Below are 14,650 nucleotides of genomic sequence, written 5' to 3'. Positions count from 1 at the left end.
CAAAAGCGGAGCTTTTACTCTTCTTCTTTATCTTTTTTCGGGAAGGTACGAAGAAAATCTTTATTAAAACTTGTCCCGGTTCCCACGTTATGTGCATTGTTAACCTTACTAGTACCGGCACTTTCTATAATACTTTTCCCATATTTATCACGAAGAGTGGACAGGGTTTTAAGTAACGGCTCTTTTTTTGCATCTTTTTCAAATGAGAATAAGTCAAGCTGTTTATAGGCTAAATCCTGCTCTACTAAATCGTAGCCTGTAATGCCTAATAGACGGACAGAATTCCCGTTCCAATGCTTGAGAAAAATTTGTTTCGAAAGTGAAGCAATATCGTCTTTAAGTTGAATGGGATTAGAAAGTTTTTTGCTTCGAGTAATTGTTTTTCGATCTTTAAAACGGATTGTAATTCCTAGTGTTGCAGCTAGGACATTTTTCCGTTTTAACCTTACTGAAACCGTTTCTGCCAAGGATTCTAATACCCGATACAATTCCTGTTGATTGCTCGTATCCTTTGGCAAGGTGGTTGAATTTCCAATACTTTTAAAATCAGAAACCGCCTCTGGATCGACTTGTCGGTTATCAATTCCATTTGCCCTTTCCTTTATGCGGATTCCATTAATGCCGAGCAGTGATTTCAATTGTATCTCATTTCCAGCCGCTAACTCCCCAATCGTATGGATACCAATAGTCTTTAACTTTTCTGCCGTTTTTTTACCAACACCATGCATATCACTTGTATTTAATGGCCACAAAACAGAAGGGATATCACGCTTTCGCAATATCGTTATTCCCATTGGTTTTTTCATATCAGAAGCAGTCTTTGCCAAAAATTTATTGGGTGCAATCCCAATGCTGCATGGCAGATCAAGCTGTTCAAGAACTCTTTTTTGAATACTTTTGGCGATTTCAATTGGGCTGCCAAGCTCAAAAGAATCTGTTATATCCAGGTACCCCTCATCAATCGATACGGGTTCTACCAGTTCTGTATAATTCCTCAGAATCTCAAACATGGCGATAGAAGCGGTCCGATAACGGTCAAAATTAGGTTTCCTAATAATTAACTGCGGACAGAGTTTCTTGGCTTCCCACAAAGGCATAGTTGTCTTTACCCCAAATTTTCTAGCTTCGTAACTGCAGGTAATAATAATCCCACGGCGCTCCTCAACGTTTCCGGCAATCGCAACCGGATTTCCCTTAAGCTCTGGGTCATACGACATTTCTACCGAGGCGTAAAAGCTATTCATATCAACATGTAGAATGACTCTTCCCTTTTTCGGATACATTTCCTTCATCTCATGACACTTCTCCTAAAAAAATGGTACCTCTAGTATAACAAAAGGAGAACCAGATGGCTCTCCCCTTAAAATATCACTTATTGATTTGTAACCTCTTCAATAATGGCAATCGTCATTTCTGCCAGCTTGTTTAATTCTTCAATCGGCATGCGTTCATTTGTGGTGTGAATATCTTCATAACCCACTGCTAGGTTTACAGTTGGAATATTGAAACCAGCAATGACGTTAGCATCGCTTCCACCGCCGCTATGTTGTAATTCACAACTACGGCCAATCTTTGCTGCCGCTTTACGTGCGATTTCTACGACCTGATCACCTTCCCCAAATTTAAAGCCTGGGTACATGACCTCAATATCCACTTCTGCTCTTCCACCCATTTCAGCCGCAACCGTCTCAAAGGCCTCTTTCATTTTTGCTGCTTGTGCTTCCATTTTCTCAGCAATAAGTGAACGTGCTTCTGCTAGAATATCAACACGGTCGCAAACAATATTCGTTTGTGTGCCGCCTTCAAAACGTCCGATATTTGCGGTTGTTTCTGAGTCAATTCTGCCTAATGACATTCTTGCAATCGATTTTGCTGCAATCGTAATCGCGGAAACCCCTTTTTCTGGAGCTACACCCGCATGAGCCGTTTTGCCATAAATAACTGCTTTAACCTTGGCTTGAGTAGGAGCGGCAACCACGATATTACCAACTAAACCATCACTATCTAACGCATAACCATATTTCGCCTTCATTAAAGAAGGGTCAAGTGCTTTTGCGCCAACAAGTCCAGATTCTTCCCCGACTGTGATAACGAATTGAATTTGTCCATGAGGAATATTTTTTTCTTTTAGTACGCGAATGGTTTCAAGCATAACAGCTAAGCCTGTTTTATCATCAGCACCTAAAATGGTTGTTCCATCGGTTACAATGTACCCGTCCTTAATGGATGGTTTAACCCCTCTAGCAGGAACTACTGTATCCATATGAGAAGTGAAATAAATAGGGTCTACGCCGTCTTTCGTTGCAGCAAGGGTACAAATAAGGTTGCCGGCACCATGACCCGTTACGGCCGTTGTATCGTCTTCAAACACATCTAGACCTAAATCTGTGAATTTTTGTTTTAATACTTTCGCAATTTCTGTTTCGTATTTTGTTTCAGAATCAATTTGTACAAGTTCTAAAAATTCATTCAAAAGACGTTCATGATTAATCATCTGAATAACCCTCCGTTATATGTACTCACTGTATAAGTATACTCCTTCGGATTCCTGTCATCAAATGATTCCATTAAAGTGGGATATTGCCGTGTTTTTTGAACGGTCTTGATTCTTTTTTGGTTCGCAGCATTTCTAATGCTTGGATAATTTTTATTCTGGTTTCACGTGGGTCAATGACATCATCAACCATTCCTCTGCTTGCTGCCACATATGGATTCGCAAATTTTTCACGGTATTCTTCAATTTTCTGCTGTCTTACTTGTTCCGGATTCTCACTATTTTGTATTTCTTTCGCAAAAATGATATTGGCAGCACCCTGAGGACCCATTACAGCAATTTCAGCATTTGGCCATGCAAAAACTAAGTCTGCACCGATAGACTTACTATTAAGCGCTACATATGCCCCTCCATAAGCTTTTCTTGTAATCACTGTCAGTTTTGGAACCGTCGCTTCTGAATAAGCATATAAGATCTTGGCACCATGTCGAATAATGCCTCCATGCTCCTGTTTAACTCCTGGAAAGAAACCTGTAACATCTTCAAAGGTAATAATCGGGATATTAAACGAATCACAGGTACGAATAAATCTTGCGGCTTTATCAGATGAATTAATATCAAGTCCGCCCGCCATCACTTTAGGCTGGTTGCAAACTAGTCCGACAGTTTCACCTTTAATCCTCGCAAAACCAACGACGATGTTTTTCGCAAAGTTTTTCTGTATTTCCATAAAAGAGTCTGCATCGGCAACTTGTTCAATTACCTTTCGGACATCATATGGACGGATAGCATCAAATGGAATAACGTCGGTTAAGTCTGGTCGATAATCGTTTTCCTCTTCAACTTCGAGTCTTGGAGGTTTTTCTTCATTATTTTGTGGAAGATAACTTAGTAATTTGCGAACCTCTTCTAAAACCTCTTGCTCTGAGGCAGATTCAAAATGGGCATTCCCACTGATACTATTATGAACATGGGCTCCACCAAGGTCCTCCGCGGAAATTTTCTCACCTGTTACGGTTTCAATCACTTTTGGACCTGTAATAAACATTTGACTGGTTTTTTCAACCATAAATACGAAATCGGTAATGGCAGGTGAATAAACCGCTCCACCGGCACAAGGTCCCATAATGACGGATATCTGAGGTATTACCCCAGAATAAATCGCATTTCGATAAAAGATATGACCATAACCATCTAGCGAGACAACACCTTCTTGAATTCGGGCACCGCCGGAATCATTTAAGCCCACAAACGGTGTGCCGTTTTTTGCAGCTAAATCCATTACATTCGCAATTTTTTTGGCGTGCATTTCCCCGAGCGCACCGCCAAATACGGTAAAGTCTTGTGAAAACAAGTAGATTGGCCGGCCATTCACTTTTCCATAACCGGTTACTACACCGTCACCAGGTCCTTTCTGTTCATCCAAACCAAAGTCATTGGTTCTATGCTCAATAAATGGACTTAATTCAACAAAGGACCCTTTATCTACTAAAAGCTCTATCCTTTCTCTTGCCGTTAACTTTCCCTTTTCATGCTGTTTTTCAATTCTTTCGTCCCCGCCTCCAAGTTCTACTTCGCGGCGCTTATCATATAATTCATTTATTTTTTCATAGATGTCTATCATTACCCCTTCACCCTTTCTTTTCGCATAGCTCGACTAAAACCCCAGAAGCTGATTTTGGATGCATAAAGGCAATATGGGCTCCTCCTGCACCAATCCTTGGTTCTGCATCAATCATCGTAATACCTTTTTCATTCATTTCTTGGATTCTTTCTTCAATCGAATCAACGCCAAGTGCCACATGGTGTATCCCCTCACCACGTTTTTCAATGTATTTGGCAATTGTACTATCCTCTGAGGTTGGCTCAAGCAGTTCTAGTTTCGTTTCCCCAGCCTTTAAAAATGCAACTCTAACCTTTTGGCTTTCAACTTCTTCAATCCCTAATAAAGGAAGATGCAGCACCTCTGTATAAAAGGGAAGTGTAGTTTCAAGTGAGCGAACGGCGATTCCAATGTGATCCACTTTTTTTATCATTTTGATCCCTCTGTTTTCAAAATTTAAATAGTTTCGACAATAACCATATTCGCTAAAAAATTCATAATTCCTTCCCAAATTGAGATGTTGTTCCATTGTTCTATTGGGCTTTTCCCTGTAAAATATAAAGAAAGCTAATAAAATAAAGGGGGAACCCACTTTGAATAAGAAAAGAACAAGAAAAATAGTCGTATATTTAATGCTAATCGCTATGTTAGCCTCAACTCTCTTAATTGGGATTGCTCAATTTATTTGATTAAAGCATAGACAAAGGGACCGTTCCTAATGGAACAGTCCCTTTTTACGTTTTATTGAATAGCTCCATTATCTTTTGCTAGTTGCTCAAATGACTTGTTCGTTGAAGTGACCAATATTTTTGTCCCTAGTGGAATTAAGGGATACAGGGAGGAAATGACTTCATTCTGGGTTCGAATACAGCCTTGTGAAACATATTTTCCAATCGAGGCTGGCTGGTTCGTTCCATGAATTCCGTAAATCCGTCCATCTGTCCCTTGCGCATCAAAGCCTATCCATCTCGAACCAAGCGGATTGTTAGGATCGCCACCGGGGATATCCTTCCTGCGATAATATGGGTCTTGTGCTTTTATCGTAATGGTAAATAGCCCTTCTGGCGTTAACTCCTTGGTTTTTCCAGTACCAACACTTACAACCGTTTGGACCTTATTTTCATCAATCAGAGCCATTTCATTTGTTGTTTTATTCACAATAACAAATGGGTCACCAGGGAGAGGGTTTGGACCTAGCGGCCAAAGAGGTGAAATAAAAAAAGCAAACAGGATTGGCGATAGTATCTTTATCATAAATACACCTGCCATTTTTTCCTTAGTTTGCTTCGAGTTTCCTAGGTTTATTCAACTTTGATGTCTTAAAAGAACTTTTAATAATGAGATATTCATTCATCTCTTTCACTAACTGCAGCAGTGAGGCACGTACTTCAAATTCCTCTCTTGTTTTTGGAAGATCCATTTCTTCAAATTCCTTTTTCATCTCTTTTAATTTACCTAGATAAATATGAGCTGTATTGCCTGGTTGTATATTTTCGGACAATTCTTCAAGAAATTCAGCGATCATTTTTCCTTGGGGTAACGTCACAGTTAATGAAGTCACAATGGGTAAGATTCTTTCAATAATCTCAAATTGCTTTTCTCTCATTTTAAAATAATGAAAATAGTCATTTTCTTCACGTAAAACATGGTTTTCTACATCACGAAAAGCAAATGATTTTGCCTCTTCTAGTAATTTAGCTGTTTCCATAATCTCTTGCCCGGACCAATTACTTTCCCCAGTTCTTAAAAACCTTACCATTTCACAAAAAACTATTTTAAAATTATCCTCTACTTTCAATTGGTATTGCTTTAATCTATTGTCTGCACTCGGCATGTAAAGATTAATTATCAGTGCTACTCCAATCCCGATTATAATAACACCGAGCTCATTGAGAAAAAGATCGATTGATAATTTGTTCGCCATATAAATATGGAGAATAATGACACTACTCGTAACAATGCCATCATTTGCTTTAAACATAACAACGGTAGGAATAAAGAATAAAAGCATAATCCCTATAACGATAGGATGGTAACCAATAATTTCAAAAAATAGACTTGAGAAGAGCATGGCTAAAACACAAGCTAAAAATCGATCCCATGATGCACGTAATGACTTTCTTTTGGTAACCTTGATACATAGTATCGTTAGTATGCCTGCCGAAGCAAAGTTGTCTAAAGCTAACTGTTGTGCAAGTAGGATAGCAATAGCAGTTCCTAATGCCGTTTTAATCGTCCGAGAACCGATTCGATATTTCATAGCATTTTCTCCTCAAAATAAAAAGATGATCTATATAAGACCATCTTTAGCTTATCCTTTTTATAGCATTTTTTGCAAGAAATCTTGTGCACGCCTGCTCTTGGGATTTGTAAAAAATTCTTGTGGCTTTGCATCTTCTACAAGCACACCACCATCTAGGAATAAAATACGGTCAGCTACTTCCCGGGCAAAACCCATTTCGTGAGTCACAATCGCCATCGTCATTCCAGTATGAGCGAGAGATTTCATTACTTCTAAAACTTCCTTCACCATTTCTGGATCAAGAGCAGAGGTCGGTTCATCAAAAAGCATAATCTCCGGCTCCATTGCCAATGCCCTTGCAATCGCAACTCGCTGCTTTTGACCGCCAGATAATCTTGTTGGATACTCATTCGCTTTTTCTGATAATCCTACTCTTTCAAGCAAATCAAAAGCAATCTTTTCAGCATCTGCCTTTGACAATCCCTTAACCTTCATAGGTGCATAAGTTAGATTCTGCAATACTGTTTTATGCGGAAATAAATGAAAATGTTGAAATACCATTCCAACGTTTTGCCGTACCTTCATGATGTTCGTTTTTTTATCGGTTACATCTTGGTCACCTACCAAAATCTTGCCGCTTGTTGGTTTTTCAAGAAGGTTCATGCAGCGAAGGAAGGTAGACTTTCCTGAACCCGAAGGTCCGATAATCGCAACAACCTCCCCTGCATCAATTGTGGTTGTGATGCCCTTTAAAACTTCAAGTTTACCATAATTTTTATGCAAATCTTCAACCTTAATCACTGCGTCTCATTCTCCTTTCAACTGCTTTTCCAAGGAATGTCAAGGTCACGACCATTAAGTAATAGATCAGTCCGGCAATCAGTAATGGTTCGAAAAAAGAATAATTCTCAGCTCCAACCTGATAGGAACGGCGCATGATATCCATTACTCCAATTGTGGTGACAATCGCAGATTCTTTTGTTAACGTAATAAATTCGTTCATTAGTGCCGGCAGAATGTTTTTAAGAGCCTGAGGCAGAATGATATCCCACATCATTTTTGTGTAGGGAACACCAAGGGCCATTGCTGCTTCCTGTTGTCCTTTATCAATCGCCTGAATCCCTGCTCGAATAATCTCAGATATGTATGCACCAGAATTAAGAGCAAAGGAAAGAATTGCTGCTGTGTATGGTTCAATTTGATACCCAAGTAATTGTGGTGAACCGTAATAGATGAGCATCAACTGTAAAACTAAAGGAGTACCACGAAAAATCGAGGTATAAACGTCTGCAAACCATCCTAGGTATTTTAATTTGCTAATTTTAAACAATGAAAGGATAATCCCTAAAATAAATCCTAATATCCCTGCAAGAATAACAATTTTAAGTGTAACAAGTATTCCCTCTAAAATGTATGGCATCGAAGGAATGAATTGTGCAAAATCTAAGTTCATTCATCTGCCGTCCTCTCTATTAATGAAAATTAGTAAGACGTTCAGAAGACCTTCTGAACGTCTTTGTTGTAGAATTAGTTTTCCCCACCAAACCATTTAACAATCAATTCTTGTAGTTCGCCGTTTTCCTTCATTTTTTGAAGCTCTTTGTTAAATTCTTTCGTTAAACCACTTTCTTTCGGAAATGCAATCGCAGATCCTGCTTCTTCTGGGTCATCGCTGACAGTGAAGCTAGTTAAATCAGCTTCTTTATCAAGGTATCCTTTAGCAACTGTATCTTCAATAATAATGGCATCAAAACGACCGGCCTTCAATTCTTGGATAAGTTCTGGGATACGGTTACGATTTTCTACTTTGATGGAGACTGTTTCATTAATTTCTTCTGCTTTACCTTCTTGAATAGAACCTAACTGAACACCAACTGTTTTACCCTCTAGATCTTCTATTGTTTCAATTCCATTTTCTGTTGTAGAAATTATCATGTGTTGAGCAGTATAGTAGATATCACTGAAATCAACGTTTTTCTTTCTTTTTTCAGTTGGAGTCATGCCCGCTAATACAAAGTCTGCTTGTCCAGATTTAAGTGACTGAACCAAACCGCCAAAATCCATATCTTTTACTTCTACTTCATAGCCAAGTTTCCCAGCAATCGCTTTTGCTAAATCAACATCAAAACCAATAATTTCATCACTTTTATCTGATTCAATATATTCAAATGGTGCATAATCCGCTGAGGTTGCCATCACGAGTGTCTTTTTATCACCTTCATTAACATCTTTCTTTTCACCACAGCCTGCAAGTACACCAACTGCTAAAATCATTATTAAGAATAAACCCATTACTTTTTTCATTTGTTTTCCTCCTATAATTTTCTGAAAATTAAAATTTAGTTTTAGATATAACTTTACTAGCTTTATAGAGTTAAAATTCAATATTTATGCAACGTATTGAATTTTAACACATGATAAAATAATTATGCAAGTATATTTATAAAAATTTATTATTACTATTTTAAAAATAAAAAAAGAGCTAATCCCCTGTTAAAGGAGATTAGCCCTTTTGACTATCATTTATAGTTCTTCGCAGTTTTCTTCGAATTCTTTTTGTAATCTTGCTACGACTGCTGCTGGATCATAGCCTTCAATTTGGTGTCTTTCTACCATTGAGACAATTTTCCCGTCTTTTAGTAAAGCAAAGGACGGAGAGGATGGCGGATAGCCTGTAAAATAGCTGCGCGCTTTTTCAGTTGCTTCTTTATCCTGTCCTGCAAAAACGGTAACAAGATGGTCAGGACGTTTATCATAATGAAGGGCATGAGATGCCGCTGGACGTGCAATGCCGCCTGCACAACCACACACAGAATTGATCATTACTAAGGTTGTACCTTTTTGTTCAAGCGCTTCTTCAACCTCTTCAGGTGTTCTTAGTTCTTTATAGCCAGCTGCCGCGATCTCTTTACGTGCTTGAGTCACAACATCATTCATGAAAAAATTGAAATCCATGCTCATACTTTTCACTCCTAATTTATGTCGATATAACTACATGATAACAGTAAAAATATGTTTTTATCAAATGAATATGTTTTTTTCACAAAAAAACAACTGCCAATCAATTGATTGGCGTTATTTACTGTCTGAAAAGAATGTCTGAAATAGAATCTCAACTGCTGTTGCTGCTGTTTTTTCACCTGCCATTACTTGATTTTCTAATTGAGGCAGTTTGAGTTTCACATCCGGATGGTGGAAGAAGCTGTAGTGCAGCTGGTCGGTTATCAAAGAATAAATCCAATCACGCTGTTGTCCTTTTCGTCTTTCTGAGAAAACTCCTGAAGATTTTCCTTTCGCTTCAAACTCCCTAATAACATCCCAAATCTCTTTAATTCCTTCTCCCGTTAAAGAAGAGCAGGTATAAGCCTTTGATGACCATCCCTTTGTAGCAGGCCGCAGAAAGTGGAGGATACGGCCATACTCTTTTCTAGTCTGCTCGGCCTTCACTTTATTGGCTCCATCTGCTTTATGAACAAGGACAGCGTCTGCTAACTCCATAATCCCTTTCTTCATGCCTTGAAGTTCATCACCGGCACCTGTCAGGACAAGCAGCATGAAAAAGTCAACCATGTCCCTTATAATCACTTCGCTTTGACCCACTCCAACAGTTTCAATTAATATCACATCAAAACCTGCTGCTTCACAAATCAGCATCGCTTCTCTAGTCTTCCGATGTACCCCGCCCAACTTTCCAGCAGTTGGCGAAGGACGAATAAAGGCCCGTGGATTTCGCGACAATTGCTCCATTCTCGTTTTATCACCAAGAATACTGCCGCCCGAGAGACTCGAACTGGGATCGACCGCCAACACTGCCACTCGTAAACCAAGGTCACAAAGGTAGGTGCCAAACGCTTCGATAAAGGTACTTTTTCCAGCACCAGGCACACCCGTTATCCCAATTCTGATTGCCTTTCCACTGTGGGCAAGGAGCTTTTGGAGGAGTTCCTGCGCCTTATGGAAATGCTGTTCTGCGTTACTTTCAACTAATGTAATGGCACGAGCCAGCTGGCCTCTATTCCCCGAGAGAACTCCATCAACTAATTCTTCAATACTTGGTTCCACAGACTTGCGTTTTTGAAAGATGGTGTTTTTTTCAATGCTAATGGGCTGACCTTCCAGCTCCTGCCCCCGCTTAATTACGCTTGAGAATTTTTCCGGTTCATTTGGGTCGCTCCATTCCGGTTTCCTATCCTCAGACATTTATTTCTCCACTTCCTCATAGCCAAGCTGCTTATAAATTTCCTTAATCACCTTTTGAGCAGCAACTGGGATAATCGTTCCTGGACCGAAAATTGCCGATGCTCCATTTTCATATAAAAATTGATAGTCCTGAGCTGGAATAACACCGCCAATGACCATTAATATGTCTTCACGACCAAGCTTTTTTAACTCAGCACCAAGCTGTGGTAACAATGTCTTGTGACCTGCTGCAAGTGAACTCATTCCAATGACATGAACATCATTTTCTACCGCCTGCATGGCCGTTTCTTCTGGAGTCTGGAATAGTGGACCGATATCGACATCAAATCCTAGGTCAGCGAAGGCGGTCGCTATAACCTTTGCACCACGGTCATGTCCATCCTGCCCCATTTTTGCAATCAGAATTCTTGGCCTTCTGCCTTCACTTTCTAGGAAATCATCGGTCATCTTTTTCACAGTGCTGATTTCCTCTTCGTTTGAAAATGCTTTACTATACACCCCGCTAATAGATCGAATAACAGCTTTATGTCTGCTGGAAACCTCCTCAATTGCATCAGAAATTTCACCTAGTGTGGCGCGAACTCTTGCAGCTTGTACTGCGAGCTCTAATAAGTTGCTTTCACCCGTTTGGGCACCCTTAGTTAAAGCTGCTAAAGCTTCTGCCACCTTTGCATCATCGCGTCCAGCTTTCAAGCTTGTTAATTTCTCAATTTGCTTTAACCGAACTGCTGAATTATCAATATCCAAAATATCAATGGCTTCTTCCTTCTCGAGACGATAGCGGTTTACGCCGATAATCGTTTCTTTACCTGAGTCGATTTGCGCTTGTCTTCTAGCCGCGGCTTCTTCGATTCTCATTTTTGGCAGACCCGTCTCGATTGCTTTGGCCATGCCGCCTAGATTTTCAATTTCCTCTATATGTGTCCAAGCTCTGTTTACCAATTCATCTGTCAGCTTTTCAACATAATACGATCCAGCCCAAGGATCTATTACATTGGTGATACCCGTTTCTTCTTGTAAAAATAGTTGTGTGTTTCGGGCAATACGAGCAGAGAAATCAGTTGGTAAAGCAATCGCTTCATCCAACGCATTGGTATGGAGGGATTGTGTATGTCCCATTGCCGCAGCATGTGCCTCAAGTAAGGTACGAATGACATTATTAAATGGATCTTGTTCTGTCAAACTCCACCCTGATGTTTGGGAATGAGTTCTAAGCGCCATTGATTTCTCATTTTTCGGCTCAAAGGATTTCATCATTTTTGCCCAGATTAAACGGGCCGCCCGCATTTTAGCCACTTCCATAAAGTAATTCATGCCTACTGCCCAGAAAAAGGATAGTCTCGGGGCAAATTTATCGATGTCAATTCCAGCCTTGAGCCCTGTCCTTACATATTCCAATCCATCAGCAAGGGTATAAGCTAATTCCAAATCAGCAGGAGCCCCTGCCTCCTGCAAATGATAGCCAGAAATACTGATACTATTAAACTTTGGCATATATTTAGAGGTATACTCAAAAATATCCGCAATGATTTTCATCGACATCTCGGGTGGATAAATATACGTGTTACGGACCATATACTCTTTTAAAATATCATTTTGAATCGTACCGGACAGCTTATCCTGCGTGACTCCCTGTTCCTCAGCGGTAACAATGAAAAAAGCAAGAATCGGTAAAACCGCACCATTCATCGTCATGGAAACGGACATTTGGTCCAAAGGTATTCCATCGAAAAGTGTCTTCATATCCAAAACAGAATCGATTGCAACGCCTGCTTTACCTACATCACCAACCACCCGTGTATGGTCGGAATCATAGCCGCGATGTGTCGCTAAATCAAAGGCAACGGATAAACCTTTTTGGCCCATTGCTAAATTTCTGCGATAGAAAGCATTACTCTCCTCAGCGGTCGAAAACCCAGCATATTGTCTTACCGTCCATGGACGATTGACATACATCGTTGAATAGGGCCCTCGTGTATAAGGAGGCAGTCCCGGAAGGTCATCTAAGTGTTGTATTCCTTCACGGTCCTCGGAAGTATAAAGCGGTTTTAGTTGAATTTGTTCATTGGTTTCATATAGTAAATCATCGATGGAAGTTTCAATTTCCTTTTCAACTTGGTCTTTCCATTCTTCTTTTGTGATGAATTCTTGTTTATCAAATAAGGTAATGTTTTGAAAATCAGGCTTTTGTGACTTCATCTGTGTGCCACCTCCATCGCTGATAAAATGAATGCAAGAGTTTCATAGCAATTACTTTTTAGATGGATAAACTGATTAACTCCCTCATTCATCCATTGCATATGAACATCTTTATGGGGTAATCCTGCTAAATAAAAAATTCGATCAGGAAATTCTTTTTTCAAGGCAGAAAGAATTCCATGCCCCTCGGACTCATATTGATCATTGCTGCCACAGAAGCAAAAATACTTAGTTTTTTGACCAAGAATAAATTGTTTTGCCTGTTCCAAGGATTGTTTTGGCTCGCTTTCAACTGTCTGCAAACCTCCAGCAGCGAGAAATCCTTTCATAAAATCCAGTCTAGGTTTGTATTGTTTAAGCTCTCCAAGGCAAATCATGCCAACCATTGGTTTATCCCCTGATTTGCTTTCAATCCGTTCACTAATCCTGCGCAGGTTCTCAAAAGGCTCTGATAGTCTTATGTTTTGTATGGCTCTAATTTGTATACTTGGAGTAACCTGTCCCAAATAACTGTCTACAGTCCGCCCATTAGCACAAGCAACTGACTCATCAAGATTAGCATAAACATTCGTTCCAATAATGCTTTGTTTTCTCGTATAAATATCCTGCTTCCGTTTTTCATTTACAGAGGATATTTCATCTTGCAACCAGCCTGTTTTTAAAGCTTCAATCATGCCGCCCTTTGCTTCAATTTGCTGAAAATACTTCCACGCTTTTTCTGCAAGCTCCGTTGTCAATGCTTCTACATACCAGGAGCCGCCGGCAGGGTCTACTACTTTTTGTAAATTTGCTTCTTCCTTCAGAATGTTTTGCGTATTTCTTGCAATTCGTTCTGCTAACTGTGAACCTCCGGTTGCGTAATCAAACGGAGTTACATGGAGATATTGAACTCCCCCTAATACTGCTGCAAACGCCTCATTTCCAGCACGAAGGATGTTTACATGAGGATCATAGACTGTTTTTGTGAATGATGAAGTTTCTGCTGCAATCTGCATTCCTCGGTTCTTTGTGTCAGCTCCGTAAACTTGAGAAATTTTATTCCATAAAATACGTGCTGCACGCATCTTGGCTAGCTCCATAAAGAAATTACTTCCAATGGAGAATTGAAAAACCATCTTGGTAAGAATCTCCTCAAGCTTCATTCCGTCTTCAAGCAGCGTCTGAAGATAGAAGGTACCAGTTGCAGCTGCAATTCCCAGTTCCTGAACTGCATTGGCGCCTCCTTGATGGTAGGTTGATGTATTTATTAAAACTGTCCTTAATTTTGGTAGTTTTAGATTTGCCAGTTTTATATCATTGACCCAACCCTTGAAAAAGTCTTCTTCAATGACTCCATCCTCTGCAAACAAAGAGATTGGGTCGCTGCCAATATACCCACTAATTTGTGTAGCGATATCCTCATGTTTTGCTAAAGCTGCTAGAAATGTTGATTGCATGCCTCTCCCATTTACTGCAAACGGGAATATAGAAGGTAAATCCCCAAGTATTTCATTTAACCTTTCTTTTGTTTCTAAAAGAGCCTCTGAAACTTCAAATGAAAGAGCTGTTTGTCCTTTTTCAACGTTCTCATGAAGCTTTTCCTTCAATTCATCAACAGAATTATATGAAATTCGCTGCGCAACCTTCCATTCTTTTGTTACATATCCTAATGAATTAATGCCTCTACGAAAATCAGAACCTCCCGGATAATCTGGTGTCTTCTTATCATCTTCCCGGGAATAAAGCGGTTCCAAAATTATGTTTTCATATGTACTGCTTTTTAATGTTTCAACACTTTTACCTTTTAGTGATTCCTCTGCCTTTACTTTCCAATCCGCTTTCGTCTTCAAAGAAAAAGCCTGATTAAGTAATTTCTCTAAACTCATTTGTTTCCCCCCCTATCTTAAAATAAAATAACGAAATATTCTCTAAA

Annotated in this window: 14 protein-coding genes; 1 reads left to right on the top strand and 13 read right to left on the bottom strand. The window is 39.6% G+C overall.

The window, feature by feature from the left end:
- Positions 1 to 14 precede the first annotated feature (14 nt).
- From QUG14_RS26655 to mce, 4 genes are all read right to left on the bottom strand, one after another.
- The gene (locus QUG14_RS26655; protein ID WP_289343490.1) at positions 15 to 1,292 is read right to left on the bottom strand and encodes a DNA polymerase IV; all 1,278 of its coding nucleotides are present in this window, start codon (positions 1,290 to 1,292) and stop codon (positions 15 to 17) included.
- Positions 1,293 to 1,372: 80 nt separating this feature from the next.
- Entirely contained in the window at positions 1,373 to 2,494 is a 1,122-nt protein-coding gene (locus QUG14_RS26650; RefSeq protein ID WP_289343489.1) for a tripeptidase T, read from the bottom strand.
- A 73-nt stretch (positions 2,495 to 2,567) separates the two neighbouring features.
- Positions 2,568 to 4,118, bottom strand: a complete 1,551-nt coding sequence (locus tag QUG14_RS26645) for an acyl-CoA carboxylase subunit beta (RefSeq protein WP_289343488.1) — start codon at positions 4,116 to 4,118, stop codon at positions 2,568 to 2,570.
- A 7-nt stretch (positions 4,119 to 4,125) separates the two neighbouring features.
- The gene (gene mce, locus QUG14_RS26640; protein WP_289343487.1) at positions 4,126 to 4,530 is read right to left on the bottom strand and encodes a methylmalonyl-CoA epimerase; all 405 of its coding nucleotides are present in this window, start codon (positions 4,528 to 4,530) and stop codon (positions 4,126 to 4,128) included.
- A 160-nt stretch (positions 4,531 to 4,690) separates the two neighbouring features.
- On the opposite strand from mce, the gene prli42 reads away from it, so the two are divergent.
- Positions 4,691 to 4,786 carry a stressosome-associated protein Prli42 gene (prli42, locus tag QUG14_RS26635; protein ID WP_179157034.1) on the top strand — a complete coding sequence of 32 codons (96 nt, stop codon included), beginning with the start codon at positions 4,691 to 4,693 and terminating at the stop codon, positions 4,784 to 4,786.
- A 52-nt stretch (positions 4,787 to 4,838) separates the two neighbouring features.
- Here prli42 and QUG14_RS26630 read toward each other — a convergent pair whose 3' ends face one another.
- From QUG14_RS26630 to QUG14_RS26590, 9 genes are all read right to left on the bottom strand, one after another.
- Entirely contained in the window at positions 4,839 to 5,351 is a 513-nt protein-coding gene (locus tag QUG14_RS26630) for a L,D-transpeptidase (RefSeq protein ID WP_289343486.1), read from the bottom strand.
- A gap of 22 nt (positions 5,352 to 5,373) precedes the next feature.
- The gene (locus QUG14_RS26625; protein WP_289343485.1) at positions 5,374 to 6,357 is read right to left on the bottom strand and encodes an aromatic acid exporter family protein; all 984 of its coding nucleotides are present in this window, start codon (positions 6,355 to 6,357) and stop codon (positions 5,374 to 5,376) included.
- Positions 6,358 to 6,417: 60 nt separating this feature from the next.
- A complete protein-coding gene (locus tag QUG14_RS26620) occupies positions 6,418 to 7,140 on the bottom strand; it encodes an amino acid ABC transporter ATP-binding protein (protein WP_289343484.1) in 723 nt (240 codons plus the stop codon).
- Entirely contained in the window at positions 7,133 to 7,792 is a 660-nt protein-coding gene (locus QUG14_RS26615; RefSeq protein WP_289343483.1) for an amino acid ABC transporter permease, read from the bottom strand. Before QUG14_RS26615 ends, QUG14_RS26620 begins: the two co-directional genes overlap by 8 nt.
- 74 nt (positions 7,793 to 7,866) lie before the next feature.
- Positions 7,867 to 8,643 carry a transporter substrate-binding domain-containing protein gene (locus QUG14_RS26610; protein WP_289343482.1) on the bottom strand — a complete coding sequence of 259 codons (777 nt, stop codon included), beginning with the start codon at positions 8,641 to 8,643 and terminating at the stop codon, positions 7,867 to 7,869.
- A gap of 219 nt (positions 8,644 to 8,862) precedes the next feature.
- Complete coding sequence (locus QUG14_RS26605; RefSeq protein WP_289343481.1) at positions 8,863 to 9,300, bottom strand: BrxA/BrxB family bacilliredoxin; 438 nt, start codon at positions 9,298 to 9,300, stop codon at positions 8,863 to 8,865.
- Between the two features lie 114 nt (positions 9,301 to 9,414).
- Positions 9,415 to 10,539 carry a methylmalonyl Co-A mutase-associated GTPase MeaB gene (gene meaB, locus QUG14_RS26600; protein WP_289343480.1) on the bottom strand — a complete coding sequence of 375 codons (1,125 nt, stop codon included), beginning with the start codon at positions 10,537 to 10,539 and terminating at the stop codon, positions 9,415 to 9,417.
- Positions 10,540 to 12,738, bottom strand: a complete 2,199-nt coding sequence (gene scpA / locus QUG14_RS26595) for a methylmalonyl-CoA mutase (protein WP_289343479.1) — start codon at positions 12,736 to 12,738, stop codon at positions 10,540 to 10,542.
- Positions 12,735 to 14,603 (bottom strand): methylmalonyl-CoA mutase subunit beta, encoded by a 1,869-nt coding sequence (locus QUG14_RS26590; protein WP_289343478.1) that lies wholly within the window; start codon positions 14,601 to 14,603, stop codon positions 12,735 to 12,737. The genes scpA and QUG14_RS26590 overlap by 4 nt, the downstream gene beginning before the upstream one ends.
- Between the last annotated feature and the right edge of the window lie 47 nt (positions 14,604 to 14,650).

Origin of the sequence: Neobacillus sp. CF12, from assembly GCF_030348765.1 — a bacterium.
In the GTDB taxonomy this organism is placed as follows: Bacteria; Bacillota; Bacilli; order Bacillales; family Cytobacillaceae; genus Neobacillus.
The sequence above is the reverse complement of the archived record's forward strand: the minus strand, read 5'-3'. Positions and strand labels throughout refer to the sequence as shown.